24 protein-coding genes (1 of these 24 running past the window's edge) are annotated in these 26667 nt (G+C 70.7%); 14 read left to right on the top strand and 10 right to left on the bottom strand.

Annotated features, from left to right (window positions below; genetic code table 11):
• Positions 1–15: 15 nt before the first annotated feature.
• The gene (locus V1460_RS34110; RefSeq protein WP_338677447.1) at positions 16–588 is read right to left on the bottom strand and encodes a helix-turn-helix domain-containing protein; all 573 of its coding nucleotides are present in this window, start codon (positions 586–588) and stop codon (positions 16–18) included.
• Between the two features lie 190 nt (positions 589–778).
• On the opposite strand from V1460_RS34110, the gene V1460_RS34105 reads away from it, so the two are divergent.
• Positions 779–2404 carry an MDR family MFS transporter gene (locus tag V1460_RS34105; RefSeq protein ID WP_338678333.1) on the top strand — a complete coding sequence of 542 codons (1626 nt, stop codon included), beginning with the start codon at positions 779–781 and terminating at the stop codon, positions 2402–2404.
• A gap of 66 nt (positions 2405–2470) precedes the next feature.
• Here V1460_RS34105 and cseC read toward each other — a convergent pair whose 3' ends face one another.
• From cseC to V1460_RS34080, 5 genes are all read right to left on the bottom strand, one after another.
• Entirely contained in the window at positions 2471–3796 is a 1326-nt protein-coding gene (gene cseC, locus V1460_RS34100; RefSeq protein WP_338677446.1) for a two-component system sensor histidine kinase CseC, read from the bottom strand.
• Between the two features lie 240 nt (positions 3797–4036).
• Positions 4037–4741: a two-component system response regulator CseB gene (gene cseB, locus V1460_RS34095; RefSeq protein ID WP_338677445.1), complete on the bottom strand. Its 705-nt coding sequence runs from the start codon at positions 4739–4741 to the stop codon at positions 4037–4039.
• A gap of 88 nt (positions 4742–4829) precedes the next feature.
• Positions 4830–5555 (bottom strand): hypothetical protein, encoded by a 726-nt coding sequence (locus V1460_RS34090; RefSeq protein ID WP_338677443.1) that lies wholly within the window; start codon positions 5553–5555, stop codon positions 4830–4832.
• Complete coding sequence (locus V1460_RS34085; protein WP_338677442.1) at positions 5543–6175, bottom strand: SigE family RNA polymerase sigma factor; 633 nt, start codon at positions 6173–6175, stop codon at positions 5543–5545. Before V1460_RS34085 ends, V1460_RS34090 begins: the two co-directional genes overlap by 13 nt.
• 216 nt (positions 6176–6391) lie before the next feature.
• A complete protein-coding gene (locus tag V1460_RS34080) occupies positions 6392–7318 on the bottom strand; it encodes an A/G-specific adenine glycosylase (protein ID WP_338677440.1) in 927 nt (308 codons plus the stop codon).
• Positions 7319–7625: 307 nt separating this feature from the next.
• Between V1460_RS34080 and V1460_RS34075 the strand changes: the two genes are divergently transcribed.
• On the top strand, positions 7626–8429 hold the full coding sequence (locus V1460_RS34075) for a hypothetical protein (protein ID WP_338677438.1): 804 nt from the start codon (positions 7626–7628) through the stop codon (positions 8427–8429).
• Between the two features lie 87 nt (positions 8430–8516).
• On the opposite strand, the gene disA is transcribed toward V1460_RS34075, so the two are convergent.
• Both disA and radA read right to left on the bottom strand, forming a co-directional pair.
• A complete protein-coding gene (gene disA / locus V1460_RS34070) occupies positions 8517–9650 on the bottom strand; it encodes a DNA integrity scanning diadenylate cyclase DisA (protein ID WP_338677437.1) in 1134 nt (377 codons plus the stop codon).
• 44 nt (positions 9651–9694) lie between these two features.
• Positions 9695–11104 carry a DNA repair protein RadA gene (gene radA, locus V1460_RS34065; protein ID WP_338677436.1) on the bottom strand — a complete coding sequence of 470 codons (1410 nt, stop codon included), beginning with the start codon at positions 11102–11104 and terminating at the stop codon, positions 9695–9697.
• A gap of 252 nt (positions 11105–11356) precedes the next feature.
• On the opposite strand from radA, the gene V1460_RS34060 reads away from it, so the two are divergent.
• Positions 11357–13228 carry a BACON domain-containing protein gene (locus V1460_RS34060; protein ID WP_338678332.1) on the top strand — a complete coding sequence of 624 codons (1872 nt, stop codon included), beginning with the start codon at positions 11357–11359 and terminating at the stop codon, positions 13226–13228.
• A 188-nt stretch (positions 13229–13416) separates the two neighbouring features.
• On the opposite strand, the gene V1460_RS34055 is transcribed toward V1460_RS34060, so the two are convergent.
• A complete protein-coding gene (locus tag V1460_RS34055; protein ID WP_338678330.1) occupies positions 13417–14244 on the bottom strand; it encodes a hypothetical protein in 828 nt (275 codons plus the stop codon).
• A 181-nt stretch (positions 14245–14425) separates the two neighbouring features.
• Here V1460_RS34055 and V1460_RS34050 point away from each other — a divergent pair, with 181 nt between their 5' ends.
• The 4 genes from V1460_RS34050 to ilvD all read left to right on the top strand — a co-directional run bounded on the left by V1460_RS34050 (position 14426) and on the right by ilvD (position 18954).
• Positions 14426–15358 carry a Ppx/GppA phosphatase family protein gene (locus V1460_RS34050; protein WP_338677435.1) on the top strand — a complete coding sequence of 311 codons (933 nt, stop codon included), beginning with the start codon at positions 14426–14428 and terminating at the stop codon, positions 15356–15358.
• An 82-nt stretch (positions 15359–15440) separates the two neighbouring features.
• Entirely contained in the window at positions 15441–16301 is an 861-nt protein-coding gene (locus V1460_RS34045) for a sugar phosphate isomerase/epimerase (protein WP_338678329.1), read from the top strand.
• Positions 16298–16918 (top strand): TetR family transcriptional regulator, encoded by a 621-nt coding sequence (locus V1460_RS34040; RefSeq protein ID WP_338677434.1) that lies wholly within the window; start codon positions 16298–16300, stop codon positions 16916–16918. Before V1460_RS34045 ends, V1460_RS34040 begins: the two co-directional genes overlap by 4 nt.
• A gap of 185 nt (positions 16919–17103) precedes the next feature.
• Entirely contained in the window at positions 17104–18954 is a 1851-nt protein-coding gene (gene ilvD / locus V1460_RS34035) for a dihydroxy-acid dehydratase (protein WP_338677432.1), read from the top strand.
• A 115-nt stretch (positions 18955–19069) separates the two neighbouring features.
• On the opposite strand, the gene V1460_RS34030 is transcribed toward ilvD, so the two are convergent.
• Positions 19070–21283, bottom strand: a complete 2214-nt coding sequence (locus V1460_RS34030; RefSeq protein ID WP_338677431.1) for a serine/threonine-protein kinase — start codon at positions 21281–21283, stop codon at positions 19070–19072.
• 159 nt (positions 21284–21442) lie between these two features.
• Here V1460_RS34030 and V1460_RS34025 point away from each other — a divergent pair, with 159 nt between their 5' ends.
• The 7 genes from V1460_RS34025 to proC all read left to right on the top strand — a co-directional run.
• Positions 21443–21751: an SH3 domain-containing protein gene (locus V1460_RS34025; RefSeq protein ID WP_338677430.1), complete on the top strand. Its 309-nt coding sequence runs from the start codon at positions 21443–21445 to the stop codon at positions 21749–21751.
• A gap of 48 nt (positions 21752–21799) precedes the next feature.
• Entirely contained in the window at positions 21800–22354 is a 555-nt protein-coding gene (locus V1460_RS34020) for a hypothetical protein (RefSeq protein ID WP_407077570.1), read from the top strand.
• 76 nt (positions 22355–22430) lie between these two features.
• Complete coding sequence (sigJ, locus tag V1460_RS34015) at positions 22431–23297, top strand: RNA polymerase sigma factor SigJ (RefSeq protein WP_338677429.1); 867 nt, start codon at positions 22431–22433, stop codon at positions 23295–23297.
• A 48-nt stretch (positions 23298–23345) separates the two neighbouring features.
• Positions 23346–24473: an FAD-dependent oxidoreductase gene (locus V1460_RS34010; protein ID WP_338677428.1), complete on the top strand. Its 1128-nt coding sequence runs from the start codon at positions 23346–23348 to the stop codon at positions 24471–24473.
• A gap of 65 nt (positions 24474–24538) precedes the next feature.
• On the top strand, positions 24539–25348 hold the full coding sequence (locus V1460_RS34005) for an ABC transporter ATP-binding protein (protein ID WP_407077569.1): 810 nt from the start codon (positions 24539–24541) through the stop codon (positions 25346–25348).
• Positions 25345–26184: an ABC transporter permease gene (locus tag V1460_RS34000; protein ID WP_338677427.1), complete on the top strand. Its 840-nt coding sequence runs from the start codon at positions 25345–25347 to the stop codon at positions 26182–26184. Before V1460_RS34005 ends, V1460_RS34000 begins: the two co-directional genes overlap by 4 nt.
• A 117-nt stretch (positions 26185–26301) precedes the next feature.
• A protein-coding gene (proC, locus tag V1460_RS33995) for a pyrroline-5-carboxylate reductase (protein WP_338678326.1) crosses the window boundary here: on the top strand, positions 26302–26667 show its beginning. Its footprint extends 444 nt past the window's final position; only the first 366 of its 810 coding nucleotides appear in the window; it begins with the start codon at positions 26302–26304; the stop codon falls past the right edge of the window.

The following is a 26667-nucleotide window of genomic DNA, read 5'->3' as shown; positions in this document are numbered from 1 at the left end:
GCGTGGCAGACCCGATCAGGACCGTGGCCCGTGATGGGCCTGGGTGATCAGATCGATGGCGACCTCGAGGATGGCTTCCCGCTTCTCCTCCGGGTCGCCTTCGGCGTTCTGCATGAAGAACATCCCGGCGTGCATGGTGAACAGTGCGCTCACGCAGCGCACGCGGTCGACCATCGGAAGGTTCGGCCCCTGGAGCAGCTGGGACATGGCGATCATGCGCTCCTTGGAGGTCTCGCCGATGCTCAGCTCACGCATGGTGGCCTGGTTCTCCTGCATGAAGCGGAAGAGTGGCGCGGCGTCGCCGAGTGCCGCCTGATAGCGGCGCAGGATCTCCTGCTTGGTCTCCAGGGTGCGCGGCTGCGGCTGCTTCTCCGCCCAGGCGATCAGCTCGTCGAGAGGACGGGTCAGATCCTGGAAGAGGCTGATGACGATGTCTTCCTTGGTCTTGAAGTGGTAGTACAGCGCCGCCTTCGTGACGTCCAGCTTCTCCGCGATCTCGCGCAGCGAGGTCTTCTCGTAGCCCTGTTCGGCGAAGAGTTCCAGGGCGACGTCCTGAATGCGCTGCCGGGTGTTGCCTCTGGTGGTCATGAACTCTCCTGGGGACGCGATCTGACGCGCTCGTATGAACTTACTTGACGCCCGGCAAGTGACGGGTCTACCGTCCCTCAGTGTAGTGAACTAGCCGGGCGGCAAGTAAGTTCCCTGGGGGAGTGGACTGACAGTGACAGGACGGAAGTCAGAGGAGGCCGCGGTGGCGGCGCGGCAGGAACCGGAAGCCGTGGAAGCGGTGGGGGACCCTGAAGCTGTGGACGGGCCGCCGCAGCGCAGCGTGCGCGTCGTCCTCCTCGCCCTGATGATCGCGATGCTGCTCGCGATGTTGGACAACATGATCATCGGTACGGCGATGCCCACCATCGTCGGCGAGCTCGGCGGTCTTGAACATCTGTCCTGGGTCGTCACCGCCTACACCCTCGCCACCGCCGCCTCCACCCCCATCTGGGGCAAGCTCGGCGACATGTACGGCCGCAAAAACGTCTTCCTCACCTCGATCGTGGTCTTCCTGATCGGCTCGGCGCTCAGCGGAATGGCCCAGGACATGGGTCAGCTCATCGGCTTCCGCGCCGTGCAGGGCCTGGGGGCCGGCGGTCTGATGGTCGGCGTCATGGCCATCATCGGCGATTTGATACCGCCCCGGGAACGCGGCAAGTACCAGGGAATGATGGCCGGGGTCATGGCCCTCGCCATGATCGGCGGTCCGCTGGTCGGCGGCGGGATCACCGACCACTGGGGCTGGCGCTGGAGCTTCTACATCAACCTGCCGCTCGGCGCCGTCGCGCTCGCCATGCTCACCGCCGTGCTGCACCTGCCCAAGCGTGAGCGCGGGGCGCACCGCGATCCCATCGACTACCTGGGCGCCGCCCTGCTGACCGTCGGCATCACGTCGACCGTGCTGGTCACGACCTGGGGCGGTACAGAGTACGCCTGGGACAGCGCGGTCATCATGGAGCTCATCGCGATCGGCGTCGCCTCGCTCGTCGGCTTCGTCTTCGCGGAGACCAAGGCCACGGCGCCCATCATCCCGCTGCACATCTTCCGCAGCAGGAACTTCACGCTGATGTCGGTGATCGGTTTCCTCACCGGCTTCGTGATGTTCGGCGCCATACTGTTCCTGCCGCTGTACCAGCAGTCCGTGCAGGGGGCATCGGCGACCAACTCAGGGCTCCTGCTGCTGCCGATGCTGCTCTCGATGATGGCCGTCTCGCTGGTCGCGGGCCGGGTCACCACCAACAGCGGAAAGTACAGGATCTTCCCGATCATCGGCGGCGCGCTGATGGTGGTCGGTCTCTTCCTGCTGGCCCAGATGGATACCGGTACCTCCCGGCTCACCTCAGGTCTCTACATGGCCGTGCTCGGCGCGGGCATGGGCTTCCTGATGCAGATCACGATGCTGGTCGCGCAGAACAGCGTCGAGATGAAGGACATGGGCGTCGCCTCCTCGTCCACGACCCTGTTCCGCACGCTCGGTTCCTCCTTCGGCGTCGCGATCATGGGTGCGCTCTTCACCGCGCGGGTGCAGGACGAGATGGCCGCGCGCGGCGGCGCCGGGATCACCCAGCAGTCGGCGCAGCTTGACGCGGCGAGCCTGGCCAAGCTGCCCGAGCAGGTGCGTGAGGCGTACCAGTTCGCGGTGTCGGCGGGCACGCACAACGCGTTCCTGCTCGGTTCGGCGGTCGCCGTGGTCGGCTTCCTCGCGGCGTTCTTCGTCAAGGAGGTGCCGCTGAAGGGCGCGGGCCCGGTGACGTCCGAATCGCCCGCTCCGCGAAGCGATGGAGCGGCTTCCGGTGCGGAGGCGCCGCGTGACGGCCAGTCCGCCGCCGGACTGGCCTCCGCCAAGACGGTCTGAGGCGCCGGGACACCCGCAAGGTGCCCTGGGGCAGGAACCGCACGGTGCCCCGGGGCAGGAGGCCGGTCAGTCCGCGAGCTGCGGCAGCGTGAAACTGCCGCTGTTCGTCGGCGCGTGCTCCGGAAGCCAGAGCACCGCGATCGCTCCGCTCGTCGCTTCGCCTGGACCGGTCACATCGTGGCCGGCGTTACGGAAGGTCAACCGGGCCCCGAGCACGCGCGCCTGACCCGCCGCGATCGTCAGCCCCAGACCGTGGCCCTGTCCCGCCCGGTCGCTCGTGCCGGTACGGAACCGGCTCGGGCCGTCGCGCAGCAGCGCTTCCGGGAAGCCGGGCCCGTTGTCCCGTATCCGTACCACCCGGCCCTCCACGGTCACCTCGACCGGAGTGCCCCCGTGCTTGGCGGCATTGGTGAGCAGATTCCCCAGGATGCGTTCGAGCCGGCGCGGGTCGGTGTTGACCCATGACTCGTGGACCACGCGTACGACCGCGGCCGGATCCAGCACCCGGATCCGGCGGCTGACGAACTCGCCCAGCGCGATCTCCTGCAACTCGGCGCGTTCGGATGCGCCGTCCAGCCGCGCCACCTCCAGCACGTCCTCGACCAGGGTGCGCATCGCCTGCGCCCGGTCCCGTACCAACTCGGTGGGACGACCGGGCGGTAGCAGCTCAGCCGCCGTGAGCAGTCCGGTCACCGGAGTGCGCAGCTCGTGCGCGATATCGGCGGTGACCCGGCGCTCGGCCTCTATCCGGGAGTTCAGGGCATCGGTCAGGGCGTCGACGGCCCGCGCCAGCTCGTCCGTCTCATCCCGGACCACCCCGCCGACGGCCTCGCGGACCCGCACCTCCGTGTTCCCCTGGGCGACCTTGCCGGCCGCCGCTGCGGCCTTGCGCAGTCGGCGCGAGAGCTGTCCGCCGATGAGCACGCCGAGCGCCGAGCCCGCGAAGACCACCGAGACCGAGCCGATGACCAGGGCGCGGTCGAGTGCCTTCATCATGTCGGCACTGCGCGTCGGGAACCGGCTGTGCAACGACAGCACATCGCCGTTGTGCAGTGGTATGGCGGCCCAGATCTCGGGCGAGCCGCCGCGGTCCGCCTCCACGTAGGTCGCCCGGCGGCCGGCTTCGAGCAGGCGCCTCAGCTCGCGGGGCAGCGCCGGGTCATTGAGCTTGGCCCCGCCGAATTTGGGCTCGGCCTTCGGCTTGCTGCTCTCGTAGATCCGCTGGGCGATCTCCAGCCGGTCCATGTTCAGACCACGGGCGTTGTCGAGCATCGAGACCCGCGCGGAGTTGTGGACGACCAGACTCAGCGCGAACGCGATCAGCGCACCGACGGCGGCGATGGCGAAGCTGATCTTCCAGCGCACGCCGGTGCGAATGGCGAGGCGGGTCATGCGGCGTCCAGTCCTGTCCGGGGGCGGGGGGCCGCCCCCGGCAGATACAGCCGACGCACGCCGGTGTGCAGGGCGAGGCGCGTCATGCGGGTCCTGTTCCGGTCCGGGTCGCGATGGCTGTGGGACCTGTGGGGCGAGCGGGGTGCCCGGCGCGTGTGGAGCGTCAACAGCCGAGACGCCCGCGCGGGCGTCTCGGGTTGCCTGTGGGGATACGGCATCAGCACCCGCATCGGCTCAGTCTCAGGCCCTGAGCTTGTATCCGAAGCCCCGAACCGTCTCGATCCGGTCCTGGCCGATCTTGGTGCGGAGCCGCTGCACATGGACGTCCACGACCCGGGTGTCCCCGCCCCAGCCGTAGTCCCAGACCCGTTCCAGCAGCTTGTCCCGGGACAGCACCGTACCCGGCGCCGAGGAGAACTCCAGCAGCAGGCGCATCTCCGTCGGCGTCAGTGCGACCGGTCGTCCCGCGCGGCGCACCTCCATGCCCTCGGTGTCGACTTCCAGATCGCCGAAGGTCAGCACACCGCCGTCGCCCGCCTGCCCCGGCTCGTCCTGGTCACCCTGCGAACCGCCGGCGTGGCCGAAGCGGCGCAGCACCGCCCGGATACGAGCGACCAGCACGGCACCGTCGAACGGCTTGGTGACGTAGTCGTCGGCGCCTGCCTCAAGCCCGAGTACGACATCGATCGAATCCGCGCGTGCGGACAGCATGATCACGGGCACGGTCGACTCGTCCCGGATACGGCGGCACAGGCTCACTCCGTCGAGCCCCGGCAGCATCACGTCGAGGAGCGCGATGTCAGGCCGGTCGGCGCGGAAGGCCTCAAGCCCGCTGAGCCCGTCCGGCATGGCGGTCACCGTGAAGCCGTCCCGCTCCAGCGCGAGCTGCGTGGCCTCACGGATGACGTCGTCGTCCTCCACGAACAGGACATGTGTCTCGGCCATCGGGCTGTACTCCGCTGCTCTCTCGGTTCTCGTTCTCTGGTGGCAGTGCTCAGGTGCCGCTCGCCGGCCGTGAAGCAGGGCCCGGGGCTCAGCTGTCCTGCGGCGTCGGGAAGAGCTCGTCCCCGCCGCCGTTGCCGCCGGCGCTCCTGCTGTACTCGTTCTCGACCCGGTCCTGCTCGGTGAACCTGTTCCCCGACCAGCGATACGTGATCACTATCTGGCCCGACGGGTACGAGACCGTGTCGCCCTTCGCGTACACCTGCTTGGTGACGATCAGATCGCCGCGCTCGATCGTCGCGTAGACCGCGGCCTCCTCGGCGGCGAAGACGTTCGCGTATGCGTCGCCGCTCTTGCGGTACACGTATGTGCCCTGACCCACGGCCGAATCCCCGCACATCAGCACGTTGACCACCACGTCCGGCACGGGAGCACTGGTGATATTGCCGTACGAGGTGTCGATCGGATGGCCTTCATCGGCGCAGCGCTTGAGATCGGACTTGACCCGCCCGCTGACCTTCGGATCCTCCAGCACCAGCCGGAACGCGTCGACCTTCCGTATCGGCGTCGCGCTCGTCGAAGGCTCAGAGGTCGTCCGCGGCTGCGCCACCGGGTCACTGGGAGCGGCGCCCTCGTCGCGGGTGCCCGTACCACCGGTCGAGCAGCCGGCCGCGAGCAGCCCGAAGGCGGCGAGCGCGGCCATCGCCGTACCACTCGCCGCCCATCGGACGATGCGCCTTCCGGCGCGGCTCCCGTCCGCATCCGCGTCTGCGTCCGCGTCCGGGTCTGTTACGGAGTCCTCGGCTAGGCCGCGCACCGCTCCTGCCCCCGTTCCTCACGACGTGCGTACGTACGATCCCCACGCTGTGCGGGCACCCGCGGTGCCGGGACCTCCGCCAGCCCCGCAGCCGTCGCCCTTCGGCTTTCCAGCCCCCGGCCCTCCCGCTCGCGCGCCTCCAGCTCCTGCCGGAGCCGGGCGAGCGCACGGTGCAGCGTGCTCTTCACGGTACCGGTCGACATACCGAGCGCGGCGGCGGTCTCCTCCGTGCTCATCTGCTCCCAGTGCCGCAGCACCACGACGCTGCGCTGCTTCGGCGCGAGCACCTTCAGCACATCCATCAGCAGCGCACGGTCGGCGTGCTGCTCCGTGGTGTCCGACACGGTCGCGTCGGGGAGTTGCTCGGTGGGCACTTCCTCCAGCTTGCGGGAGCGCCACCACTCCGTGCGGGTGTTGATCATGACGCGGCGGAGGTAGGCATCGGCGAGCGACTTGTCCGCGATCCCCTCCCAGCGACCGTAGGTCCGCACCAGCGCGGTCTGGAGAAGGTCCTGGGCGTCCACGGGGTCCGGAACCAGCCGCCGCGCACTGCGCAGCAGCGCGTCCTGCCGGGTACGTACATACTCCTCGAACTCGAGTACCTCGCCGCCCTGCGCCATGTCCAACCGCCTCCATGCCCGTGAGCAAGCCCCGTGGCAACCGCGTGTGTTGCCGTGCCTTCTCGTCTGGTGTCTGTCGTCGTCGAGTGGTCGGTCCCGACAGCACAAGAAGCTACGGAGCGGTTGTCACGGGGCTGTGCGGGGAAGCCGTCGGAGTCCGCACGGCCACCCATCGGTTGTGTAACAGAGGTACTGGTCGGGGTTTAGCGGTGAATCTCAGGTGAGAGGCAACCGGAACTGGTCATTCTCCAGAGGTTCGATCAAACCATCCGAAACGAGCCCGTCCAGGGCGCGGGCCCGCTGGACCGGTTCGTCCCAGACCCGGTCCAGGACCGCCCGAGGCACGGGGCTCGTCGCCTCCCGCAGCACGGCCAGCAGCTTTCCGCGTACCTGGCGGTCCGTACCCGCGTAAGTCTGCCCGCGCCGCGGCGGACCGTCATGAGCCGGCTTCCCGGCCAGTCGCCAGGCGCACAGCCCGGCGACGGGGCAGCGCCCGCAGTCCTCGTTGCGAGCGGTGCACACGAGCGCGCCCAGCTCCATCGAGGCCGCCGCCCAGCGCGCCGCGGTCGCCTCGTCGTCCGGCAGCAGGGCACGAGCCAGACGGCGTTCGGCGGCCGTGGTCGCGTTCGGCGGGTACTGGATGCCGGTGGCGGCGCGGGCGAGCACCCGGCGGACGTTGGTGTCCAGGACCGGGTGCCGCTGCCCGTACGCGAACGACGCCACCGCCGCCGCGGTGTACTCCCCGATGCCCGGCAGCGCGAGCAGCTGCGCGTGTTCCCGGGGCACGTCGCCGCCGTGCCGCTCCGTTATCGCGACCGCTGCGCCGTGCAGCCGCAGCGCACGCCGCGGATAGCCGAGCCTGCCCCAGGCCCGTACGGCCTCGCCTGGCGCCTCGGAGGCCAGGTCCGCGGGGCGTGGCCAGCGAGCCAGCCACTGCTCGTACACAGGGAGCACCCGGCTGACCGGGGTCTGCTGCAGCATGAACTCGCTGACCATCACACCCCAGGCGCCCGCGTCGGGGCGGCGCCAGGGGAGGTCGCGGGCATGCTGGTCGAACCAGGCGAGGACTGGGGAGTGCAGCGCGGTCGCGTCCTCGATAGTCGCGGGCGAGGTCTGGGGGGATGGCATGTCGGTCGCAGTCATGGCACTTCCGATCCTGACACGGCGGGCGCCGACTGCGGCGCATGCGCTCCGTGCCGTGGCCGAGAGGCTGCCGAAAGGTCGCCGGAGCGGTTGCCGGCCCGGCGGTCGCGTGGCGGTCGCGTGGTGGTGGCGGGGCCCTCGACGGGTGATCGGGGAGGCGTACATGTCACCGGACTCACCTATGTACACGAAGGGGGTCGATACGACGGCGCTCCCCTACGACCCCGTGATGATGATCGACAGAATCGCGCCCCATGGGCGGCGGGTGGGGCGGGAGTTGCCCCCGATCTCTCGTACAGTTCGGTACGTGGGATCTCTGCGCAATCCGATCGGGCCGCTTCCCTCCTCCATCTACTGGCGCCGGAGGGCAGTCGCGCTGACCCTCCTCGCGCTGCTCGCCATGCTGGTCGCCTGGGCGGTCAGCTTCGGTGACGGAGGGAGTGGCACCGGTGACGACGGCAAGCCGGGCGCGGGTCCGGCGCCCTCCATCACGCCCGGAGACGAGCCTTCCGGTCCCGCGATCAGCGAACGGCCTGGTGGCCGTGACGAAGCCGATGGAGGCGCTTCGAGCGGGAACACCGGGGGCGACGGAGGCGGTGGCACCGGAGCCCCCGACGGCGGTGCGGAGGGCGAAGAAGGCACCGGCAAGAACGGCGACGGCGACCCGAGCGCGAGCGGCGGCCTGCGGGTGCCCGCGAACTCGCCCCTGCCGAACTGTGCCTCCGGCGCCCTGAAGTTGACGCTGCGCAGCGCCAAGATCTCGTACGCCCTGGGGGAGAAGCCGCGCTTCGAACTCATCGCGCGGAACACCTCGGCCGTCACCTGCAAGGCGGACTTCGGCCCCAAGGCCGCGGTGCTGACGGTCACCGACGACGCCGACGACGCTGTCTGGTCCACAAAGGACTGCCCGCAGGGCGGTGGCAGCGTGCTGCTGAGCGTCCCGGCGAACTCGACCGTGTCCCACTTCGTCGACTGGGACCGGCGCCCCAGCGCCCCGGCCAAGTGCGCCACCCCGCCCGCGGGACAGGCGCGGCCCGGCACGTATCTGGTGGAGGCCAGCTTCCCCGGGGCGAAGATCGTCCCCGCGTCCTTCCGCCTTGAGAAGGACTAGAAGGACTGGAAGGACTGGGTCGACGCGTTGTCCAAGGTCCGGTCCCCTGGGGCGAAAGCCCCGACGGGGACCGGACCTGAGAAGAACTCAGACGTAGCGCTCCAGGATCGAGGACTCCGCCAGTCGGGACAGCCCCTCCCTGACGCTGCGCGCTCTGGCCTCGCCGACACCGTCGACCGCCTGGAGGTCGTCCACGCTCGCGGCCAGCAGCTTCTGGAGTCCCCCGAAATGCTCGACCAGGCGCTCGATGATCGCGCCGGGCAGCCGCGGCACCTTCGCCAGCAGACGGTAACCCCGCGGCGAGACCGCGGAGTCCAGGGTCTCAGGTGATCCGCTGTAGCCCAGCGCCCGTGCCACGGTGGGCAGTTCGAGCAGCTCGGGATGCGTCAGGTCGTTCAGCTCGGCCAGGGCCTCGTCCACCGTGCGCGACCGCTTCGCCGTCGGCTCCGGGACATAGTCGCGGATGACCAGCTCGCGCTCCGGTTCCACGCCCGCGATCAGCTCGTCGAGCTGAAGGGCGAGCAGACGTCCGTCGGTGCCCAGCTCCACCACGTACTCGGCGATCTCCGTGGCGATCCGGCGCACCATCTCCAGTCGCTGTGCGACCGCCGTGACATCGCGGACCGTCACCAGGTCCTCGATCTCCAGCGCGGACAGCGTCCCGGCGACTTCGTCAAGACGCAGTTTGTAGCGCTCAAGGGTCGCCAGTGCCTGGTTCGCCCGGGACAGGATCGCGGCCGACTCCTCCAGGACCCGCCGCTCCCCGTCCACGTACAGAGCGATCAGCCGCATCGACTGGGAGACCGAGACCACGGGGAAACCGCACTGCTTGGAGACCCGGTCGGCGGTCCGGTGCCGGGTGCCCGTCTCCTCCGTGGGGATGGAGGCGTCGGGGACCAACTGCACACCGGCCCGGTGGATCTTGGTGATGTCCTTGTCGAGGATCAGGGCCCCGTCGAGCTTGCACAGCTCACGCAGCCGCGTCGCGGTGAACTCCACGTCCAGCACGAAGCCGCCGGTGCACATCGATTCGACCGACTTGTCCATACCGAGGACCAGCAGCCCACCGGTGTTACCCCGCAGGATGCGCTCCAGTCCGTCGCGCAGGGCGGTGCCCGGAGCGACCGCACTCAGAGAGGCGCGCATCAGCCACTCCTTGCCGGACCCCCCGGAGCCTCCGCCGGACTTTCCGGGGGCCGAGCCCCGGTCGTTGGCTGCCACTGCTCTCCTCCGGCTCGTACGGATGGGCGAGACCAGGGCAAAGTCTACCGGCGTACCTCGTCCATTCGTGGGGCCTCTGCCCTGCGCCCGCGCGGGAGCACCCTCAGCGCGTCCCCCATGTCGGCGACTTCCGTGACCTTCATACCAGGCGGGACCTTGCCGGGATCTGCCGGAACGAGAGCGTGCGTGAAGCCGAGGCGGTGTGCTTCGGCGAGTCTGCGCTGCACACCAGTGACCCGTCTCACTTCGCCGGCGAGCCCCACCTCTCCGATCGCCACCAGGTTCTTGGGCAGCGGTGTGTCACTCGCCGCCGACGCCAGAGCAAGCGCGATCGCGAGATCGGCTGCGGGCTCGGAGAGCTTCACCCCGCCGACGGTCGCGCTGTAGATGTCCCTTTTGCCCAGGGAACTGATGCGGCCCCGCTGCTCCAGCACGGCCAGCATCATCGAGACCCGGGAGGTCTCCAGACCGGAGGTGGTGCGCCGGGGTGAGGGGATCTGGGTGTCCACGGTGAGCGCCTGGACCTCGGCGACCAGAGGGCGGCGCCCCTCCAGTGTGACCGTGAGGCAGGTGCCGGGGACGGGCTCGTCCCGCCGGGTCAGGAACAGGCCGCTGGGGTCGGCGAGTCCGGTGATGCCCTCGTCGTGCAGCTCGAAGCAGCCGACCTCGTCCGTCGTGCCGTAACGGTTCTTGACGCCCCGGACCAGCCGCAACCGGGCATGCCGGTCGCCCTCGAAGTGCAGCACGACGTCCACGAGGTGCTCCAGCAGCCGCGGACCCGCGATGGCGCCGTCCTTGGTGACGTGTCCCACCAGCAGGGTGGACATCCCGCGCTCCTTGGACGCGCGGATCAGCGCACCCGCCACCTCGCGCACCTGCGCCATGCCGCCCGGTGCCCCGTCGATCTCGGGGGACGCCACCGTCTGCACGGAGTCCAGGATGAGCAGCGAGGGCTTCACGGCGTCCAGATGCCCGAGAACGGCGGAGAGGTCGGTCTCGGCGGCCAGATACAGATGGTCGTCCAGTGCGTGGATCCGGTCCGCGCGCAGCCTCACCTGACTGGCCGACTCCTCACCCGTGACATAGAGGGTGCGGTGTTCGTCGCTCGCGGCCTTCGCCGCCACGTCGAGCAGCAACGTGGACTTGCCCACGCCGGGCTCGCCGGCCAGCAGCACCACCGCGCCCGGCACCAGGCCCCCGCCGAGCACCCGGTCGAGCTCGTCGACACCGGTCGTGCGGGCCGTGGCCTGCCGACCGTCGACCTGCGCGATCGGCACCGCGGCGCTGGTGACCCTCCCGGCGGCCGTCGTACGGACCGCGGGCGCGCCGTACTCCTCGACCGTGCCCCAGGCCTGGCACTCGGGGCAGCGACCGAGCCACTTGGCGGTCGTCCAACCGCATTCGGTGCAGCGATAGGACGGCCGGTCCTTCGCGGATTTCGTACGGGCAGCCATGCGGAGAACCGTAGCGGCCCCCACTGACATCGGCCGAGGGCGGCCGAGGGGGAGCGCCGCGATCGCACGACGGCCGCCGGGGGAAGGCACCGGCGAGAGCGCCGGAGAAGGGCGCCTGGCACCGGGGCATCCGCGCCGGGCACATGCCCCGGTCCTCTTTTAACAGAAACGTTCACCCGTAAGGAGTAAATGCCCCTAAGTGGCGCGAACTGAGTGCCCTTCGGCGCCTACGGTCAAACTGTGACGAGCAGCATGCTGGAACCACCCGAGACCCTCGTGCAGGCGTCGCCCGCGCGCTACGAGGCGTATCTGGACGGGCTGTTCACCTACTGCCTGGCGGCGCTGTGCGACCACGAAGCGGCGACGGAGGTGCTCGGCGACGTCCTGGCCATCTCCGAGCGTCAGCACCGGCGTTGCCCGAGCGGCGAGACCGAGCGCAAGGCATGGCTGTACGCGCTCGCCCGCTGGGCCTGCCTGCGAGCCCTCGCCGAGCAGCGGCGGCACAGGCGGCGTCGGGGCACGGGCGGCGGCGCGCACGGCAAGCGCTCAGGTGGGTTACGCGCGGATGCCGAGGGGACCCGCGGTGCGCACGGCTCCCGTGCGCAGGGCCGCGCCCATGCCCGGTCCGCGCGGTCCGGCTGTGACGAGACGGCGCCCACGGAGTCCGTGCGCACCATCCCGCCCGATGTCGCCGAGCGGCATCGGGCCGAACTGGCCAGGCTCGCCTGGCCGGAGGCTGCCGGCACCACCCCCGAGCAGCGCGAGGCGCTGGAGCTCGCCGTACGTCACCGCCTCGTACCGCGCCAAGTCGCCGCCGTACTGGGCATGGAGCCCGTGCGCACCCGTGAGCTGCTCGCGTCCGCGGCTTGCGAGGTGGAGCGCACCCGTGCGGCACTCGCCGTGGTGGAGGCCGGCGACTGCCCCTCGATCGCCAGGCTCACCGAGGACCACCAAGTGCTGCTCTCGGCCGGTCTGCGGCGCGAACTCGTGCGGCATGTGGACGACTGCCCGCGCTGCCGCCGCGCCGCCGAGCGCGCCGGGGCCGGCGGGCCCTGGCCCGGCTCATCGGTCACTCTGCCGGAAGGCGCGGAGGGGGCGCCGGCTCCGGCCGGCGCACCCGATTCGCCGAGGCGGACATTCGGAGGGCCGGTCGGGCAGTTGCCCCTCGTCCCCGCGCCGCGTGCCGAGGCCTACGCGGCGATGCCGCACGTACCGCGAGAGCGCGCCGGATCACCGCGCTTCGGCCGGGACGGGTTCCCCGTGGACCCGAGGAGCCACGCGGCTCAGCGCGGCCGGTTGCGGACCAGGGCGGTCACCACGGCCGTCGTGGCGGCGGTCGTGGCCGCGCCCGTGCTTGCGCTCTGGGGGGCCTACCGCGGTACCTCCACCGACGGTGACCACCAAGGCGGTTCCCCGCTGTTCGCCGGGGAACTCGACGGTGCCGCCGACGAGGACGGTGCGGAGCGACCGGACGGCTTCCGCCGTGACGGCCGCGGCTACGGCGACTACGAGACCGCCGGCAACGCGCAGCGCGGTCCCGGCGGGCGAGCCGTGAGCGTGGGCAGCCACCCCGTCGCCACATCCGGCGGGGTGTCCATCGAGGTCATCAGCCCCGGGCAGCCGCTGACCGGCTCCACTGCCTTCGGGCGTGGGCCGGGCCGTCTCACGGTCGAGGCCCAGCCGTCCGGCGACACGACGATGATCACCCTCACCGCGTCGGGTGGCGCCCCGGTGTCCTGGTCACTGTGGACGGACGCGCCCTGGCTCTACGCGAGTGTCACGTCCGGCGTCCTACGGCCGGGGGAGTCCTTCACCGTCCATGTGTACGTGGACCACGCCGCCGAGCCGGAAGGCCCTTGGACGGCACGTGTGGGCGTCGACCCCTCGGGCGCGGTCCTGGAGCTGGACGGGCATGGCGAGACCGATCCGGCCCCGCCCGCCGAACCGCCCCCGCCCTCCGAGGAACCGTCCATGCCGGAGCCGCCCCCGGCGACGGAACCACCGCCCGCCAGCGAACCGCCTCCGGCAACCGACCCCCCGCCCGGAGAGACACCGCCGCCGTCCGACCCCGCGGAGCCGCCGCCGGGCGATCCTGCGCAGCCGTCGGCCCCGTCACCGAACTGAGGAAGCGTTTCCCCGGACCGTGTGCGGCCTCCTGCCGGGCGCGCACCGGCCCCGGGGCGCCCACTCGGAGGCAGCCACCGGGGCCGCGCGCGTGAGCCGCATCCGCCCGATGCACGCAGACGAGGCGGGCAGGGCGGGGTCGGCCGCATCGGCCGGAGGCAGGCCGGGGCAGATGGTTCGCCCGGGGATCAGGCCGGGTTGGTACGCCCGTCCCTCGGGGCCGCCGGATCCGCGGGATGCGGGGCCAGCAGCGGCAGCCCCCTGGCCAGTCGTGCCTCGCACAGCTCCACCAGTACGCCGTACGCCGCCTCGCCCATCAGCTCCACGAGCTCAGGGCGGTAGGTCACGTACACCGGCTCGCCCGCGCCGTGCGCCGAGGTCGCCGATGTGCACCACCAGTGCAGGTCATGCCCGCCAGGGCCCCAGCCCCTGCGGTCGTACTCGCCGATCGAGATCCGCAGCACCCGGGTGTCGTCGGGGCGGTCGACCCAGTCGTACGTGCGCCGCACGGGAAGCTGCCAGCACACGTCGGGCTTGGCCTCCAGCGGCTCGCGGCCCTCCTTGAGAGCCAGGATGTGCAGCGAGCAGCCGGCGCCGCCCGAGAACCCCGGGCGGTTCTGGAAGATGCAGGACCCTTCCCAGCGCCGGGTCTGGAGCTCACCGTCCTCGTCCTTCTGCGTCCAGCCCGTCCGGGTGCCCACATCGTGGAACTGCCACAGTTCGGGAGTGAGTCGTGCCACGTTCCGGGCGACCCGCTTCTGGTCGTCCTTGTCCGAGAAATGCGCCCCCAGCGTGCAGCAGCCGTCGTCGGCACGGCCCGCCTGGATGCCCTGGCAGCCGCTGCCGAAGATGCAGTTCCAGCGGGAGGTCAGCCAGGTCAGGTCGCAGCGGAAGACCTGTTCGTCGTCCGCCGGGTCGGCGAACTCCACCCAGGCGCGTGGGAAGTCGAGACCCTGTTCGTCGGGTCGGCCGGGCCGATCGGCCCGGCCGGGTGCGGAGGTCCGCCCGGGCTCCAGGGGCCCCACGGATTCCACTGACCCGACGGTTTCCACCGACTCCACGGATTCCACCGACTGCGCGGGCTTTCCGAGCTTCACCGGCTGCCCGGCACTCTCCCGGTTTGCTTTGCCCTGCTTCGTCTTTTTCGTCTTTGGCACGGGTCAAGCGTATGCGCGAGACAGCAGTAGCGTTCCGTTCATGAGACTCGGAGTCCTCGACGTCGGTTCGAACACGGTGCACCTGCTGGTGGTGGACGCACACCCCGGTGCGTGCCCTCTGCCTGCCCACTCCCACAAAGCTGAGCTGCGGCTCGCCCAGCTCCTCGACGAGGACGGAGCCATCAGCGCCAAGGGCGTCGACCAGCTCATCGCCACCGTCGAAGACGCACTCCAGGCCGCCGAGGACAAGGGCTGCGAGGACGTCCTCCCCTTTGCGACGTCCGCGGTGCGCGAGGCGACCAACGCCGACGCCGTATTGGCGCGCGTCCGCACCGTGACCGGGGTCGACCTCACCGTGCTCACCGGCGAGGAGGAGGCCCGGCTCACCTTCCTGGCCGCCCGCCGCTGGTTCGGCTGGTCCGCCGGCCGGCTGCTGGTCCTGGACATCGGGGGCGGCTCGCTGGAGATCGCGTTGGGGATCGACGAGGACCCGGACGCCGCGGTCAGCCTGCCGCTGGGCGCCGGACGGCTCACTGCCGCGATGCTCCCGGGCGACCCGCCGCAGCCCGACGACGTGCGTGCGTTGCGCCGCCATGTACGGGCGCAGATCGCCCGTACGGTCCATGAGTTCAGCCGTTTCGGCCGCCCGGACCATGTGGTCGCCACTTCCAAGACGTTCAAGCAACTGGCCCGTATCACCGGCGCCGCGCGTACCGCCGACGGCCTGTACGTGCAGCGCGCGTTGAACCGCGCCGCCCTGGAGGAGTGGGTGCCCAAGCTGGCCACCATGACCTCCGCCCAGCGTTCGATGCTGCCCGGGGTCTCTGAGGGCCGCTCGGGCCAGCTGCTCGCCGGGGCTCTGGTGGCGGAAGGGGCCATGGACCTCTTCGGCGTCGATGAGCTGGAGATCTGCCCCTGGGCGCTGCGCGAAGGTGTGATTCTGCGCCGCCTGGACCACCTGCCCACGGACTGACGTCCGACTGATGCCCTCTCCCCACCTTCAGTCGCGGCAGCACCGGGCCCGTAATCTGTCTCTCGTGGCAGATCCAGATCCAGTGGTGCGTATCCCGGATGCGAAGGTCGCCCTGTCGACGGCCTCCGTCTACCCGGAGTCGACGGCGACGGCCTTCGAGATCGCCGCGCGCCTCGGATACGACGGGGTCGAGGTCATGGTCTGGACCGACCCGGTCAGCCAGGACCTGGAGGCGCTGCGCAGGCTCTCCGACTACCACGAGGTGCCGATCCTCGCGGTCCACGCGCCGTGCCTGCTGGTCACTCAGAGGGTCTGGTCCACCGACCCTTGGGTGAAGCTCCAGCGCGCGCAGGCCGCGGCCGAGCAACTGGGCGCGTCGACCGTCGTGGTGCATCCGCCGTTCCGCTGGCAGCGGCAGTACGCGCGCGACTTCGTGTCCGGGATCTGGCGGATGGCGAACGAGACGGACGTGCGGTTCGCCGTCGAGAACATGTACCCCTGGCGCTACCGCGACCGCGAGATGCTGGCGTACGCCCCCGACTGGGACGTCACCAAGGAGGACTACCGGCACTTCACGGTCGACCTGTCGCACACCGCCACCTCCCGTACGGACACCCTGGCCATGGTCGACCGGATGGGCGACCGGCTCGCGCATGTGCATCTGGCCGACGGCAAGGGCTCGGCCAAGGACGAGCACCTGGTGCCGGGACGCGGCGACCAGCCGTGCGCCGAGCTGCTGGAACGGCTGGCCCGCAGCGGCTTCGACGGGCATGTCGTGATCGAGGTCAACACCCGTCGGGCGATGTCGGCGGCGGAGCGTGAGGCGGACCTTGCCGAGGCGCTGGCGTTCACCCGGCTGCATCTGGCCTCGGCCGCCGCCTCGGACGACGAGCCGGAAGGGGCGGAGGCGGACGCCTTCGGCGGCACCGCGGGCGGATCATGACCGCCGCGGCCGCCCCGAGGCGGCGTGGTCGCGGCCGTCCCGCCCGCACGGAGGCGGACAGCGGGCCGGGTGCCCGGGAACGCATCCTCCAGGCGGCCCGTGCAGAGTTCGCCGAGCGTGGCTACGACAAGACATCCGTGCGCGGAATCGCCAAGGCCGCGAACGTCGATCCGGCGCTCGTCCACCACTACTTCGGCACCAAGGACGAGGTCTTCGCCGCGGCCATCGAGGTCAGTTTCGAGCCCGCGATGCTCGTACCGGCGATCCTCGAAGAGGGCACCGGGCACATCGGCGAGCGACTCGTACGCCACTTCATCGGCGTCTGGGAGAACCCGGCGACGAGAGCGCCGCTGCTGGCGATCCTCCGGTCCGCGCTGACGCATGACGCAGCGGCGAAGGTGCTGCGCGGATTCGTCCTGCGGCGGCTGCTGGAACGGGTGGCGGCGGACCTCGACGTGCCGAACCCCAAGTTCCGCGCCGAGCTCGCCGCGTCGCACATGATCGGGATCGCGGTGCTGCGCTATGTGATCAAGGTGGAGCCGCTGGTCAGCGCGGACCCGGAGGAGATCATCGCGATGGTCGCACCCACGCTTCAGCGGTATCTGACGGAGGACTGAGGCGGGCACGAGTCCGCTCCCAGCGCGCCGATCGAAGCTGATCGCCCGACGGGTCCGCCTTTCGGTCCGCGTGCCGGGTTGCCCGAAAGGCGGAACACCGTCCCGTATCGCGGACTCGATGTCCAGATCTTGGAGCAGCGGCGTAGGCTCGATGGAGCCAGCACTGTCAAAAGGAGCGAGCGACGATGCCCGAGCTGAGGTCCCGCACAGTCACCCACGGCCGCAATATGGCGGGCGCCCGCGCCCTGATGAGGGCTTCGGGCGTAGCGAGCGCGGACATCGGCAAGCCGATCATCGCGGTCGCCAACTCCTTCACCGAGTTCGTGCCGGGCCACACCCACCTGGCACCGGTCGGCCGGATCGTCTCCGACGCGATCCTCGCCGCCGGCGCGGTCCCCCGTGAGTTCAACACCATCGCCGTGGACGACGGGATCGCCATGGGACACGGAGGGATGCTCTACAGCCTGCCGTCCCGCGACCTGATCGCCGATTCGGTCGAGTACATGGTCGAGGCACACTGCGCGGACGCCCTGATCTGCATCTCCAACTGCGACAAGATCACTCCCGGCATGCTGATGGCCGCCATGCGTCTCAACATCCCGGCCATCTTCGTCTCGGGCGGTCCGATGGAGGCGGGTCAGGCCACCCTGGTCGACGGCACGGTTCGCAAGCTGGACCTGATCAACGCCATCGTGGACGCGGTCAACGAGAACGTGTCGGACGAGGACGTGCTCCGTATCGAGGAGAACGCCTGCCCCACCTGCGGATCCTGCTCCGGCATGTTCACCGCCAACTCGATGAACTGCCTCACCGAGGCCATCGGCCTCTCCCTTCCCGGCAACGGCTCCACCCTCGCCACCCACACCGCCCGCCGGGCCCTCTACGAGACCGCGGGCCGCACGGTCGTCGAGATCACCAAGCGCTACTACGGGCAGGGCGACGAGTCCGTCCTGCCCCGCAACATCGCGACCCGTGCCGCCTTCGAGAACGCCATGGCCCTCGACATCGCCATGGGCGGCTCGACCAACACGATCCTGCACTTGCTGGCCGCCGCCCAGGAGGCCGAGCTCGACTACGACCTCACCGACATCGACGCGGTCTCGCGCCGCGTCCCCTGCCTGGCCAAGGTCGCACCGAACATCGCCCCCGGCGGCACGTACTACATGGAGGACGTCCACCGAGCCGGCGGCATCCCCGCCATCCTGGGCGAGCTCTACCGAGGCGGGCTGCTCAACGAGGACGTGCACACCGTGCACTCCGCCTCGCTCGCGGACTGGCTCAAGACCTGGGACGTGCGCGGTGGCTCCCCGTCGGCCGAAGCCGTCGAGCTGTGGCACGCGGCGCCCGGTTGCGTGCGCTCGGCGACCGCCTTCTCGCAGTCGGAGCGCTGGGACTCCCTGGACACCGACGCCGAGAACGGCTGCATCCGTTCCGTCGAGCACGCGTACTCCAAGGACGGCGGGCTGGCCGTGCTGAGGGGCAATCTCGCCGTCGACGGCTGCGTGGTGAAGACCGCGGGCGTGGACGAGTCGATCTGGACCTTCGAGGGCCCCGCCGTGGTCTGCGAGTCCCAGGAGGAGGCCGTCGACAAGATCCTGAGCAAGGTGATCAAGGAAGGCGATGTCGTCGTCATCCGCTACGAGGGTCCGCGCGGCGGCCCCGGTATGCAGGAGATGCTCTACCCGACCTCCTTCCTGAAGGGCCGCGGCCTGGGCAAGGCCTGCGCCCTGGTCACCGACGGCCGCTTCTCGGGCGGTACCTCGGGCCTGTCGATCGGCCACGCCTCGCCCGAGGCGGCGTCCGGGGGCACCATCGCCCTGGTCGAGGACGGCGATCTGATCCGCATCGACATCCCGAACCGTTCGATCGAGCTGGTCGTCGGAGATGCGACGCTCGCTGCCCGACGGGAGGCGCTGGACGGGGTGTATGCGCCGAAGAACCGCGAGCGCAGGGTCTCCGCAGCGCTGCGGGCTTACGCGGCGATGGCGACGAGCGCGGACAAGGGCGCGGTCCGGGACGTCTCCAAGCTCGACTGAGCTGCCCCTTGCTTTCCGGTCAGGGCTGAGCCGCCCCTGCCTGCCTGCCCGTCCTGACTGACCGGCTTCGCGCGGGGTGACCGGCTTCGCGGGTGCACGCGTACCGCGAAGCCGGTCACCAGCGCGCGGGGTCAGCAGCGGGTACGGCGAACACCGAGCCGTCGGGGGCACCGGCGAAGACCCTGCCGTCCACGGCCACGGGCGCGGGCAGCGACGAGGCGACGGTCGCACTCGCTGCGGGTATCCGGGGTCTGGTCTGGCCGAGCAGGGCACCCCGCTCGGCGTCGACCGCCAGCAGTCGCCCGTCGGCGCCGCTCACATAGACCCGGCCTTCGTGGACCGTCGGCTGCGACGACCGGGTCAGGTAGGTCTCCAGCCGCCACCGCTCGGCTTCACCGCGTTCCGCCGTTGTGTCCAGGGCCATCAGCGCGCCCCCCGCGCCCACGACGTAGGCAGTCCCGCCCGAGGACGCCACCTGGGCCTGGTCGACCCGTAGCGGCAGCGGGACACGCCGCGCCTGGCGCGATGGGGAGTCGAGACGGACGAGCGCGCTCGTGAAGCCGTCGTCATCCTCCGTGAGCAGCAGCGAGCCCTGACTCCCGCCCGTACCCGGAGCGTCCACCGCCACGGGCTTCAGCGTGCCCTTGAGCTGCTTCTCCCAGCGCACTTCACCGCTGTCCACTGCCACGACCCGGACGAGCGTGCTCCGGCCCTCGGGTTCCGGTGTGACGGCGAAGATCTCCCCGGGCGTCCCGGAGCTTCGTGAGCCTTCCGGAGCGGACATCCACTGTGTACCAGGCCCGCCGCGCCGCGCCCGCCAGCGCTCCCTGCCCGATGCACCGTCGAGCGCCCGCACGTTCCCGTCCGGCCCCATCAGCAATATGATCCCCCCGCTGAAGGCAACCGGCGCGTACGCGCCGAGATCCCGGCCCCAGCGGGTGGCGCCGGTCTCCGGGTCCAGGACATCGAGTCGTCTGCCCCCGTTCGTGGAGACGTACAGCAGCCCGTCCGACAGCAAGGGCGCCCGGTCGGTGGTGCCGGCGCCGACAGGCGCCTGGCGCGACCAGAGCCGCGTGCCGCCCGCCATCGACAGCCGCGCGGCCATGACCCCCGGTGCCGAGCAGTACAGGCCGGTGCCGTCGGAGACACACGCGGGAGTGGCCCGTGAACCCCCGCCTCCGTCCCCGGCCGTTGCCGTGTTGCCGGATGCGAAGCTGCTCCGCCAGGGTGCGGTGGCGGTCTTACCGGTGTCGGGCTCGGCGCCCCCGGACGAGGCCTGAACGGGGTCCGAACCGGTTGCGCGGATACCCGTGTAGGCGGCGGTGAGCAGACCGGCGGCGGCGAGGCCCACGACGGCGTAGCGCAGCCGCAACCGCAGCCGCGTGGTGCTCCGCGGTGCGGGGCCGGCGCAGGCTTCCGGTTCAGGGTCCGGCCGGTCCGGCAGATCCGCTGCCACCCGCGAAAGGAAGGCGGTGTCGACCTCGCCGACCGGTGATCGAAGTTCTGCCATCACCTCACCTGGAGTGGGCCTGTTCTCGGGCTCCTTGGCGAGACAGCGCGTCAGCAGTGGTACGAGTTCGGTGGGCACCCCCGCCAGATCCGGTTCGTTGTGCACCACCTGGTACGCCACGATGTACGGGCTGTCCGACCCGAAGGGCCCGCGTCCGGTCGCCGCATGCACCAGGACCGCCCCGAGCGCGAACACATCGGCGGCGGGACCGACGTCGCGAGGGCGCTGGAACTGCTCGGGAGCCATGAACGGCGGGGTGCCGATCAACTTCCCCGTCTCGGTCCGGAGATCGCTGTCCGACGGGCGCGAGATCCCGAAGTCGATGACTTTCGGCCCGTCGGCGGCGAGCAGCACATTGCTGGGCTTGAGATCGCGGTGCACGACACCCGCGCGATGGATGTCCCGCAGGGCCTCGGCCAGTCCTGCGCCGAGCCTGCCCAGCTCTCCGAGCCCCAGCGGACCGTTCCGCTTGACGCGCTCGGCGAGGGTCGGGCCTTCGATGAACAGCGTGGCCATCCAGGGCCTCGGCGCATCCGGATCGGCGTCCACGACCGGCGCGGTGAAAGCACCGCTGACCCGCCGAGCCGCGGCCACTTCCTGCCGAAAACGCGCCCTGAACTCGGGATCCGAGGCGTGCTCGGTATGGACGACCTTGATGGCGAGGCGCAGCCCCGACGCGGATGTGGCCAGGTGTACGACACCCATGCCGCCCGAGCCGAGACAGTCCCCGAGCCGGTACTGCCCGGCGTCTTCCGGCTGCTCCGGCCCGGTCGGCCGTTCCGCTTCCGGATTCGGCCCGGTGCTGCGCAGCGGTGGCATCGCCCACCCCCGTGTTCGTCGTTGCGCACGCGCGACGCACGGAGCCTAGTCGATGGTTCGTGCGAGACCGAGGCGGCTTGCTAGCCTGCGCGGCGCACGCATTTTGAGCCATTGTCAGCAGATGCCGGCCAGTGCCGGATCAAGTGGGGGAGGCCGGTCATGGCTGTCGAGGAGACCGAAGGTGCCGAACGAAACGAGGGGGCCGCTGCGTCGTACGCCGTCCCTCGGTACCCGGTCGCCCCGGGCTACCGCCTGAATGTTCGCAGCGGGCCTGGCACGCGTTACCAGATCCTCAGGGTGCTGCCGTACGGCTCCCAGGTTCCGATCAACTGCCAGAAGCCCGGCGAGCGGGTGACCGGCCCGTACGGGACCTCGAACCTCTGGGACAACATCGCCAACGGCGAGTTCGTCTCCGACGCCTACGTGAACACGGGCAGCGACGGATATGTGGCGAGCCGCTGCACCTGACGCCTCGCCCCCGGCGTTCCTTCGCTCGCACCGGAGATAATCGATCTCGTGAGCGAGAACCACGACGACGACCGAAGCAGTGGCACCCGCGGGGGCGACCGGACCGGCGAGGGCGATGGGAGCAGCGGCCCGCAGCCCGAGCCGATTCGCTTCTTCGGCACCACCTGGGTCGCCCACGACGGCGGCTACACGATGCGCCGGGTCGCCGTCGCCGCCGGTTCGCTGGCGGCGGCTACCGCCGGCTGCCTCGTCCTGCGCTTCGCCTACCAGAGCCTGGCGGCGGGCGACATGGGCGGCTTCGTCAACCTGCTCCTCGTCGTCACGTTCGCGGTGTGCAGCGCCCTCGCCTTCCGCAAGACCTGGGAGGGCTTCACCCGGCGCCCTGCGGACCCCGCGCGGGACGAGGCGCTGCGCAGCCTGAAGATGATCGGTTTCATCGGCTCGCTGCTCGCCTACTTCCTCCGCTCCCTCACCGAGGCTCCCGGGGAGAAGCTGCACCGCACCGAGTACGGGACGGCACGCGCACAGTACGAGAAGCGCAGGGTGAGCCGCACCGGCAACCCGGCGGCCCGGCGCAAGAGGAAGCCGAAGCCCGGCAGCTGAGGTCGGATGTCACATTTCTCGGCACTCCGGCGTCCCTCTGTCGACATAGCGCACGCGCAGGAGGGAAGGCCGGACCATGGCAGAGCTCGCACTCTTCGAGGAGCAGCGCGACCGCCTGTGGGGCATCGCCTACCGCATCACCGGGTCGGTCGCGGACGCCGACGACGCCGTACAGGAGTCCTGGCTGCGCTGGCAGCGCCTGCCCGATGGGGAAGCCCGGGACCCACGGGCGTATCTGACCACCGTCGTCAGCAGGATCTGCTACGACCAACTCGGCTCGGCCCGGGCACGCCGTGAGGCCTACGTCGGCCCCTGGCTGCCCGAACCTGTGGTCACCGAATCAGGGCCCGAGGACCGGGTGACTCTGGACGAGTCGGTCGGGATGGCGCTGCTCACCGTCCTGGAGCGGCTGACTCCGGCCGAGCGCACGGCGTTCATCCTCCATGACGTGTTCGCCGTGCCCTTCACGGAGATCGCCGAGACGGTCGGCCGTACACCCGACTCCGTACGCCAGCTCGCCTCACGGGCCCGCCGCCGGGTGCGGGCCGAGGCGCCGCGCCGCTCGGTCGACCGCGTCGAGCACAGGCGCGCCGTGGACGCCTTCCTCACGGCGGTGCTGGGTGGCGACTTCGAAGGCCTGCTGGAGATCCTCGACCCGGATGTGGTCTGGCGTTCGGACGGTGGCGGAAAGGTCAGCGCGGCCAGGGTGCCGGTGCTGGGCCGGGTGAAGGTCGCTCGCTTCACCCAGGGGCTCATGCGCGCCTTCGATCCGGCGTCGATGGCGTTCACGGTACGGGACGTGAACGGCGCTCCCGGACTGGTCTTCACCGACACGGCGACCGGAATGACCGGCGTGTACGCGTTCACGGTGCTCGACGGGCGGATCACCGAGGTCGACGCCGTCCTCAACCCCGACAAGCTGCGACACCTGGCGTCGGAGTAGCAGCCCGGGGGAGTGTCACACTTCCCGGACCCGCGTCGTCCCCCTTGTATGACGACGAAGAAGAAGAACAAGATCGCGAACGAGAACGCGCCGCGGGTTCTGGTGATCGGGGCGGGCTACGCGGGGCTGATGGCCGCACTGCGGCTCGCCCCGCACGCCCATGTCACCCTGGTCGACCCCAGCGACCGCTTCAGCGAGCGCATCCGCGAGCACGAGCTCGCCGCCGGCCGCCCCGACGCCACGCACTCGCTCGCCGGGTTCCTGCACTCCACCGGCATCCGGCACATCCCGGCCCGTGCGATCGCCATCGACCTCGCCGCACGCGCGGTGACCACCGACGACGGTCACCGTGTCCCGTATGACCGGCTGGTCTACGCACTGGGCAGCCGTACGTCAGCGGCGCCCGCGGACATCGGCGGGCGTGTCCACACCCCGGAGTCGGCGGAAGCACTGCACAAGCGGCTGCTGGACGGTCCCGGCTCACTCGCGGTCGTCGGCGGCGGACTCACCGGTATCGAGCTCGCCACCGAGCTTGCCGAGGCTCATCCCGGCTGGAGTGTCCGGCTGCACTCGGCCGCCGAGATCGGCCCCGGTCTGTCAGCAGGTGGGCGTGACCATGTGCGCGGCGTGCTGACGGCTCGCGGCGTGCGCGTCCATGAAGGTCACCGGGTCGCGCATGCCGACGACGTCGACGCCGACGAGGTGGTGTGGACGGCCGCGATGGCGCCCAACAGCGAACTCGCCGCAGCCGCCGGGCTGGCCATCGACCCCTCCGGCAGGGTCGCGGTCGACGGCGTGCTGCGCTCCCTGTCCCACCCGGAGGTGTATGTCGCGGGGGACGCGGCAGCAGCCCACTCGCCCAAAGCCGGTGCACTGCGCATGGCGTGCGCGACCGCGATCCCCACGGGCTCGCACGTCGCCACCTCGCTCATCGCCGAGTTCCGCGGCAGTCGGCCGCGTCCGCTGGATTTCGGGTTCCTGCTGCAGTGCGTCAGCCTCGGCCGCCATGACGGGCTGGTGCAGTTCGTCCGCCCGGACGACAGCCCGCGTGACCGATTCCTCAAAGGCGCCCCGGCAGCCCTCGTCAAGGAACGGATCGTGCGCTCCACGGTCGGCACGCTGCGGCTTGCCGCCAAGCGGCCCTGGGTGGTGCCGCTGGTCCCCGGCATGTCCTGAGTCGGGCCCGGCGCGTGCCGCCGAACGCCTTGACGCCCCCGGCACCCCGGAGCATTATTCATCGCATGATGAATAATGCTCCGGGGTCGACTGACAAGGCAGAGGACGCCGAGAACACCGAGGGAGCGGCCATCCACGCCCGCGCCCTCACCGTCATCCGCGGCACCCGGAAAGTGCTCCGAGGGCTCGACTTCGACGTGCCGCGCGGCCGGATCACCGGCCTGCTCGGCCCGTCGGGCTGCGGCAAGTCGACCCTCATGCGCGCCATCGTCGGCACCCAGGCCCAGGTCGGCGGCACCCTCCGGGTCCTCGGCCGGCCCGCAGGCGACGTCTCGCTCCGCTCCCGCATCGGCTACGTCACCCAGGCGCCCTCCGTCTACGACGATCTGACCGTTCGCCAGAACCTGGAGTACTTCGTCGCGATCCTCGACCCCGGCCGCACGGCCGCCGAACGCCGCCGCACCCATGTCACCCAGGCCATCGCCGACGTCGACCTCACCGGTCACGCCGATGTCCTCGCCGGAAACCTCTCCGGAGGCCAGCGCAACCGCGTCTCGCTCGCCGTCGCCCTACTCGGCACCCCTGAGCTGCTCGTACTGGACGAGCCCACCGTCGGCCTCGATCCCGTACTGCGCCGGGACCTGTGGGACCTCTTCCACCGCATCGCCGGCGAGCGCGGCACCACGATCCTGGTCTCCTCGCACGTCATGGACGAGGCCGAACGCTGCCACCGGCTGCTGCTCCTGCGCGAGGGCGAACTCCTCGCCGACGACACACCCGAAGCCCTGCGCCACCGCCATGACACCCGGACCGTCGAGGGCGCCTTCCTCCACCTCGTGGACACGGCCAAGGCTTTCCAGGAGGCAGCCCGATGAACGCCCACCCGTCACCCGCGACCACCGCCACCGCCACGGCGAAGGGCACGAATCGCCCGGCGCCCGACGCCACCGGCCCCGGACACTCCCGCCTCGCACGCTCCCTCTCGCGCACCCTCGCCACCGCGGCCCGCGTGCTACGCCAGCTGCGCCACGACCCGCGCTCGATCGCGCTGATGCTTCTCGTGCCCTGCGTGATGCTCTTCCTGCTGCGCTACGTGTTCGACGGCAGCCCGCGCACCTTCGACTCCATCGGCGCGTCACTGCTCGGGATCTTCCCGCTGATCACCATGTTCCTGGTGACCTCCATCGCCACCCTGCGCGAACGCACCTCCGGCACTCTCGAACGGCTACTCGCCATGCCGCTGGCCAAGGGCGACCTCATCGCCGGCTACGCACTGGCCTTCGGACTACTCGCCGTCATCCAGTCAGCCCTGGCCACCGGCCTCGCGCTGTGGTTCCTCGGCCTCGACGTGGTGGGCTCGCCCTGGCTGCTGCTGCTCGTGGCCCTGCTGGACGCCCTGCTCGGAACGGCACTCGGCCTCTTCGTCTCCGCCTTCGCCGCCTCCGAGTTCCAGGCGGTCCAGTTCATGCCGGCCGTGGTCTTCCCGCAGCTGCTGCTCTGCGGACTGTTCGCACCTCGCGACACCATGCAGCCCGTGCTCGAAGGACTCTCGGACGTGCTGCCGATGTCATACGCGGTCGACGGTATGAACCAGGTACTCCGCCACACCGACATGACAGGGGACTTCATCCGTGACGCCGCAGTCGTCGGCGGCTGCGCGCTCCTGGTGCTCGCTCTCGGCGCGGCCACCCTCCGTCGCCGCACGGCATGACCGCACGGGGGACCGCCCATCGGACACCGCCGACCCCGGCAGCTGCACGGTGCAAGGATGTCCATGTCCACGGACGAACGGACCGCGGACATGGACCACTCTGGCGAGGTGACCCGCATGCCCCAGACCGTCGCAGTGCTCGGAACCGGAAAGATCGGTGAGGCCCTGCTCAGCGGAATGATCAGGTCGGGCTGGCCGACCGGCGCGCTCCTGGTCACCGCCCGGCGCACGGAGCGGGCCGAGGAACTCCGCAACCGCTATGGAGTCGAGGTCGTCGGCAACGCCGAAGCGGCCAAGCGTGCCGACACCCTCATCCTGGCGGTCAAGCCCCAGGACATGGACCGGCTGCTGGACGAACTCGCCCCGCATGTCGCCCCCGACCGCCTGGTGATCAGCGCCGCGGCCGGTATCACCACCGCCACCATCGAGGGCCGCCTCGCTGCCGGAACCCCCGTCGTCCGGGTCATGCCGAACACCCCGGTT

The sequence above is a fragment of the Streptomyces sp. SCSIO 30461 genome (assembly GCF_037023745.1).
In the GTDB taxonomy this organism is placed as follows: Bacteria; Actinomycetota; Actinomycetes; order Streptomycetales; family Streptomycetaceae; genus Streptomyces.
Note: the sequence above shows the minus strand (reverse complement) of the source record. Positions and strands in the feature narration are given on the sequence as shown.

Bases quoted from the DNA above. Each gene is read 5' to 3' on its own strand.
- V1460_RS34110 (WP_338677447.1), bottom strand. From the start codon at position 588: ATGACCACCAGAGGCAACACCCGGCAGCGCATTCAGGACGTCGCCCTG.
- cseC (WP_338677446.1), bottom strand. From the start codon at position 3,796: ATGACCCGCCTCGCCATTCGCACCGGCGTGCGCTGGAAGATCAGCTTC.
- cseB (WP_338677445.1), bottom strand. From the start codon at position 4,741: ATGGCCGAGACACATGTCCTGTTCGTGGAGGACGACGACGTCATCCGT.
- V1460_RS34085 (WP_338677442.1), bottom strand. From the start codon at position 6,175: ATGGCGCAGGGCGGCGAGGTACTCGAGTTCGAGGAGTATGTACGTACC.
- V1460_RS34080 (WP_338677440.1), bottom strand. From the start codon at position 7,318: ATGACTGCGACCGACATGCCATCCCCCCAGACCTCGCCCGCGACTATC.
- radA (WP_338677436.1), bottom strand. From the start codon at position 11,104: ATGGCTGCCCGTACGAAATCCGCGAAGGACCGGCCGTCCTATCGCTGC.
- V1460_RS34060 (WP_338678332.1), top strand. From the start codon at position 11,357: ATGCTGGAACCACCCGAGACCCTCGTGCAGGCGTCGCCCGCGCGCTAC.
- V1460_RS34050 (WP_338677435.1), top strand. From the start codon at position 14,426: ATGAGACTCGGAGTCCTCGACGTCGGTTCGAACACGGTGCACCTGCTG.
- V1460_RS34040 (WP_338677434.1), top strand. From the start codon at position 16,298: ATGACCGCCGCGGCCGCCCCGAGGCGGCGTGGTCGCGGCCGTCCCGCC.
- ilvD (WP_338677432.1), top strand. From the start codon at position 17,104: ATGCCCGAGCTGAGGTCCCGCACAGTCACCCACGGCCGCAATATGGCG.
- V1460_RS34030 (WP_338677431.1), bottom strand. From the start codon at position 21,283: ATGCCACCGCTGCGCAGCACCGGGCCGAATCCGGAAGCGGAACGGCCG.
- V1460_RS34025 (WP_338677430.1), top strand. From the start codon at position 21,443: ATGGCTGTCGAGGAGACCGAAGGTGCCGAACGAAACGAGGGGGCCGCT.
- sigJ (WP_338677429.1), top strand. From the start codon at position 22,431: ATGGCAGAGCTCGCACTCTTCGAGGAGCAGCGCGACCGCCTGTGGGGC.
- V1460_RS34010 (WP_338677428.1), top strand. From the start codon at position 23,346: ATGACGACGAAGAAGAAGAACAAGATCGCGAACGAGAACGCGCCGCGG.
- V1460_RS34005 (WP_407077569.1), top strand. From the start codon at position 24,539: ATGATGAATAATGCTCCGGGGTCGACTGACAAGGCAGAGGACGCCGAG.
- V1460_RS34000 (WP_338677427.1), top strand. From the start codon at position 25,345: ATGAACGCCCACCCGTCACCCGCGACCACCGCCACCGCCACGGCGAAG.